Annotated in this window: 5 protein-coding genes; 4 read left to right on the forward strand and 1 reads right to left on the reverse strand. The window is 39.6% G+C overall.

The window, feature by feature from the left end; all coding sequences use genetic code 11:
- Positions 1-192 precede the first annotated feature (192 nt).
- On the forward strand, positions 193-1,641 hold the full coding sequence (locus FE392_RS19560; RefSeq protein ID WP_319931809.1) for a tyrosine-type recombinase/integrase: 1,449 nt from the start codon (positions 193-195) through the stop codon (positions 1,639-1,641).
- A 190-nt stretch (positions 1,642-1,831) separates the two neighbouring features.
- Positions 1,832-2,041 carry a helix-turn-helix domain-containing protein gene (locus tag FE392_RS19565; protein ID WP_319931810.1) on the forward strand — a complete coding sequence of 70 codons (210 nt, stop codon included), beginning with the start codon at positions 1,832-1,834 and terminating at the stop codon, positions 2,039-2,041.
- Positions 2,042-2,169: 128 nt separating this feature from the next.
- On the opposite strand, the gene FE392_RS19570 is transcribed toward FE392_RS19565, so the two are convergent.
- Positions 2,170-2,352 carry a YlcI/YnfO family protein gene (locus tag FE392_RS19570; RefSeq protein WP_319931813.1) on the reverse strand — a complete coding sequence of 61 codons (183 nt, stop codon included), beginning with the start codon at positions 2,350-2,352 and terminating at the stop codon, positions 2,170-2,172.
- A 314-nt stretch (positions 2,353-2,666) separates the two neighbouring features.
- On the opposite strand from FE392_RS19570, the gene FE392_RS19575 reads away from it, so the two are divergent.
- Both FE392_RS19575 and FE392_RS19580 read left to right on the forward strand, forming a co-directional pair.
- Complete coding sequence (locus FE392_RS19575) at positions 2,667-3,029, forward strand: hypothetical protein (RefSeq protein WP_319931811.1); 363 nt, start codon at positions 2,667-2,669, stop codon at positions 3,027-3,029.
- 3 nt (positions 3,030-3,032) lie between these two features.
- On the forward strand, positions 3,033-3,871 hold an 839-nt coding region (locus FE392_RS19580), incomplete at its 3' end, for a primase-helicase zinc-binding domain-containing protein (RefSeq protein WP_319931812.1).

Consider the following 3,871-nt stretch of genomic DNA (forward strand, 5'->3'; position numbering starts at 1 on the left):
TTGATTAAGAGTTATGCTAAAAATATATCACTACTAATACTTATTGTATAAAAACAGTTAATTATCAGCCTTATATAAAACTCTTGGTTACTCCTAAATACCCACCTTTACCTCTCTATGGTATCCTATAGGAATCCTAGGATTCTAAACAAGCTAACTGATTTATCACGTAAGTGGATTAACAGGTAAAAAATGGAAGCCTTCAAATTTACGAAAAGTGTTATTGAATCTCTGTCAACCCCCGAACAAGGCAAGCAAGATGAATACCGTGATACGGTTATTAACGGATTACGTTTACGTGTCGGCGCTTCTGGTAAGAAAAGTTTTTGTGTAACCAAAAAGCGTAACGGTAAATTCTATCGTTCTACATTAGGGCGTTTTCCTGATCTCACTGTAGAAATGGCTAGAACGAAAGCCCTTGAGGTATTAAGAGAGGTTGCTACAACGGGGCGTAATCCTAACGATCTCCGCAAAGAAGAAACAATAAGTAAAAGCACATTGCAAGATGCTTTGAACGCCTATTTAATTAACAGAGATAAAAAAATTAAGGAAAAAACAAAAAAACAATATCAGGCAACACTTCTTAATTATTCTGGCGATTGGCTGGAAAAACCTATTGCAAATATCAGCCGTGAGTTGGTGGAAAAACGACATAAAGATATCACCGAAGGTACAATCTGGTTTGGTAATAAAGCAAGTTTAAACCGTTCAAGTGTTGCTTCGGGTTCAAAATCCAGTGCTGATTTATGGGCTAGATATCTGAGAGCAGTTTATCGGTTTTCTCAAGACCATTTTCGTGATTCTGATGGAAAAATTATTTTACCTGATCCTCCCACCACGGTATTAAGTACTAAAAGACAATGGCATGGAACTAAAAGGCGCACCAGTAGAATTAGAAATAATGATTTAGGTCGCTGGCTGGATGCTGTAGAGTCGGTTCGTCAAGATGCGGAAAAGTGCCTCGATAATATGGCTATTTCTGTATGTGATGCACTTAATGTTGCTCTTTTCACCGGATTACGCAGGGCAGAAGTATTTGGGCTTAAATGGGATAGAGTAAATATTAGTGGTCGATTTTTCTGGATAGATGAAACTAAAAATGGCGATCCATTAGAACTTCCTATAACTGATACGTTATTAGATATTTTTCAGAGACGCTTACAATTACGTAAAAATAATAATATTTACGTGTTTCCCAGCACTAAAGGTGGAGTTGTGACAGATCCGAGACGAGTGATTGAACAAATCATGAAAGCAACACTACCTGCTTTTAATCCAAATAATCTACAATTAATAGAATTTAAATGCCACGATGCTCGCCGAACGTTTGGCAGTATTGCTGAATTAACGGGGGTTGGCTCTTATATTTTAAAGCGCCTTATGAATCATCGTACATTAAGAAGTGCTGATGTAACTCAAGGATACTTACATTATTCAGCAGATGAACTTCAAGAGCCAGCTAAAAAAATAGAGCAGGCTATATTGCGACATGCTGGCATTTTGAAAGAAACAGATAATTTAGAACAGCGAATTATTTCTATTTTGGACGGAATGAGTGCTTCGGAAAAAAGAAGAATTCTTTCCCTATTATCAGAACAAAAAAACCTAAAAACAGATTATGAAGAGCAAGATGTTAAATAGAATCTCATAAGAGCAACATAACTCTAGAGGCTAATAACTGAACAAGTTGGGTTCAATACTTGTTCAGATCATGTTATGGAAAACTTACTTCCTTACTGTACAAAATGTTATACAAGGTGACCTGCTATATTTAATCGCTATTTATAAATAATCTATCACTATTAATAATCAATAATACATAGTGATAAAAATGAAATTATATTCTTCCTCAGCAATCCTAGAAAAATTCACCAGAGCAGAAGCAGCAGTTTATCTTGGTGTCACTCCACAAACTCTTGCTAATTGGGCACATACAGGAAAAGAGAGAATCCCATATCATAAAGTAGGGCGGAAAGTAATTTATTTTAAATCCGATCTTGATGGTTATTTAGCATCTACTCGTCGTGTGCAAACAGCATAACAATATAGAAGAAAATGAGAACATTTTCTAATGGAGTGGAAAAAAGAGGATAGCACGGTGAATGCTATCCTTAGTTTGCTATCTTTTTGATAGTTAGTTAACTACCAAATGCGTTGTTGGTCAGCTAATTATTGCTCAGATGGTGCTTTGGTTTTGCGTTGGCGTCGTTTAATCTCACCGGACATCGCTGCAATTATGAATTGTGCGGTACTTTCGCCTTCTTCTTTTAATTTTTCCATCAGCTCAACAAGTTCATGTGGTACACGAGCTTCTAACTTTTTTGACTTTGCGTTTACTGCTTTTGTTGCCATATCTGTATCCGTTGATAGTTGGTGGCTGACAGTATACACAAAATATATTTGTAAAAAAGAATTGACGTGGCTGACACCTGAAAATAACATAGTGGCTGACACCTCGAGTCATTTAGGAAATAAAAATAGCAACGCCCCGAAGTGCAGCAACACTATCGAGGCGTTTAACCACAACGTAAAAGGTACTTACGCTATGGCTGATATACAGCATATCCAAACTCACCTGAAATTTACATTCCTAATTACATTGGATAATCAAAGTCTGATAGATATTGATGCCATGTGTCTTATCGCTATAAGGAAGGAGATAAGTCATGTTTAAGATCATTATCACCACCACAGATCAGCATACTGGCGAGATAAAAAAAGAAACAATCCGTTACAAATACAAGACATTGCGCGGTGCAGAGAAAGCCGCCATGCGTATTCGTCATTCTTGCATACCAGATGATAAATCTATCGACATTGAAATAGTCAGAGCGTACGAACGGAGATCGCCTATTTCTCTTTCTCAGGCCATGCACAATACGGGGCTGGCAACTTCTTTATTTGGCGTCATTCTTGAAAAGGCCAAAGACGAATGTTCTATTGATTTAAATAACCTGATTGCGCTGGCCTGTGATATCAATCAAGACGTCTATCATGCACTCTGCGCGGCTGTCTATGGAGAGGAATAAATCATGAGTCAACGTTCCTCACAGCCTAAAAGCCCTACGGAAAGCCGCCCGATAGACATTATCCGAACAGTGAAACAATCCGCCATGAATCACTGGCAAAGCCTGTTGCCAGCTTGTGGTGTAGATGTTCCGGCAAAGGGGAAGCATGGCGCTTGCCCGATATGCGGTGGTACTGACCGTTTTCACTTTATAGATGATAACCATCATGGCGACTGGCATTGTCGCCAGTGTGATCAGCCCAATCACGGCGATGGTTTGGATTTAGTGGCAAGAGCTAAAGGTATCACAATTCTGGCGGCGGCTAAGCAGGTTGCTGATGTGCTGGCAATGGCGTTACCTGAACTCAAACCAGTTAAAGAGCAGCATCTAACAGTAAAACCCATTGCAGAACGGATCGCGGTGCTGGTGGCAAAATCGATAAGGGGAGAATCTCAGTATTTGGTGAAAAAGGGGCTGCAATACCCCAATCAGCGGTTATTGCAGGATTCTCTATTGCTGGTAACTCAGACACTAAATAACACCAATACGGGCGCACAAATCATCAAGCCTAACGGCGAAAAACGCCTTGTTTCCGGCACCCAGAAGAAAGGGAGCTTTATTCCGGTATCTGAAATTACCGGAATGGCGGACACCATCATCATTACCGAAGGTTACGCGACAGCGCTGACCGTCAACCAGTTACATAATGGTGTGGTGCTGGCTGCCATTGATGAAAGTAATTTACTGAATGTTGCCGAATTGGTCAGAAAACAGTGGCCTGAATCAAAAATCATTCTTGCTGCCGACAATGACTGGCACGCACAAGGCGAACGAGACAAAAGCGGCAAGCTCAAAAAGAATGT

Source organism: Xenorhabdus santafensis, assembly GCF_033949405.1.
GTDB lineage: Bacteria > Pseudomonadota > Gammaproteobacteria > Enterobacterales > Enterobacteriaceae > Xenorhabdus > Xenorhabdus santafensis.